The organism is Microbacterium sp. HMWF026 (genome assembly GCF_003061325.1).
Classification (GTDB): Bacteria; Actinomycetota; Actinomycetes; order Actinomycetales; family Microbacteriaceae; genus Microbacterium; species Microbacterium testaceum_E.
Window position 1 is genome coordinate 2,380 of the sequence record NZ_QAJB01000272.1, and the last position, 1,090, is coordinate 3,469.

Annotated in this window: 1 protein-coding gene; it reads left to right on the top strand. The window is 75.4% G+C overall.

What is annotated here, in order from left to right; all coding sequences use genetic code 11:
- Positions 1-218: 218 nt before the first annotated feature.
- A partial coding sequence (locus tag DBR36_RS10510; RefSeq protein ID WP_108319169.1) for a class I SAM-dependent RNA methyltransferase occupies positions 219-1,090 on the top strand: 872 nt, incomplete at its 3' end.

A 1,090-nucleotide genomic window follows, 5' to 3' on the forward strand; every position in this document is an offset into this window, starting at 1 on the left:
CGTGCTCGGGGGCGGGCAGCCGGCGTCCCTCGGCCGCCTCCACCGCGGCCACGACGGCCTCCTCGTCGACCTCGGGAGCACGGGTCGTCGGTTCGATACCCGCCTGACGCAGCAGCATCATGCGAGCCGGAGAAGTGGATGCCAGGCACACGCGCATGCGTCAACGCTACCGACGCGCGGCCCGGCGGTCTCCCGGCTGGATGTGTCAGGCTCGGGGGATGCACGACGGCGACCTCATCGAACTCGACATCACCGGTATCGCCCACGGCGGCGTGTTCGTCGGTCGGCACGAGGGACGCGTCGTCTTCGTCCCCGACACGCTGCCGGGCGAGCGCGTGCGCGCGCGACTCACCGATACGCGCAAGAAGGCGTTCTGGCGCGCCGACGCGATCGAGGTCCTGGATGCCGCGCCCCAGCGCCGCCCCCACGTGTGGCGCTCCGCCGCGATCGACGTCGACCCGGCCGAGCGCGTCGGGGGCGCCGAGTTCGGCCACATCGAGCCGTCGCATCAGCGCGCGTTGAAGGAGCGGGTCATCCGCGAGGCCGTCGAGCGCGTCGGCCGCCTCGAGCTTCCCGTCGACGTCCGGCCCGCGGGCGACGCGGAGCACCCGGAGTCCGCGGACGGCGCTCGCTGGCGCACCCGGGTGAGCCTGCACGTCGACGACGCGGGCCGCGTCGGGGCGTACGCCGCGCGCACCCACCACGTCGTCGAGACCCCCGACCTGCCGCTGGCGACCGAGGCCGTCGAGAGCGCCGCCCGCGAGGCGCGCGCGGGGGCGCGCCCGGGTCGCATTGACCTGGTCCAGCCCGCCGACGGCCGGGTGCGCGTCCTGCCCCGGCCCGACGGCGACCGCGCGCGTCAGGCTGCCGAGGTCGTCGAGGAGCGGGTGGGCGACCGGGTCTTCCGGGTGGATGCCGGCGGCTTCTGGCAGGTGCACCGCCTGGCCGCGCACACGCTCAGCGCCCTGGTGTCGGCCGAGTTGTCGGCATCCGTCGGCGAGCTCGATCCCGAGGCCACGCATCTCGACCTCTACGGCGGGGTCGGGCTGTTCGCCGCGACCCTGGCCGAGATGGGCGGTGCGGGGACGCG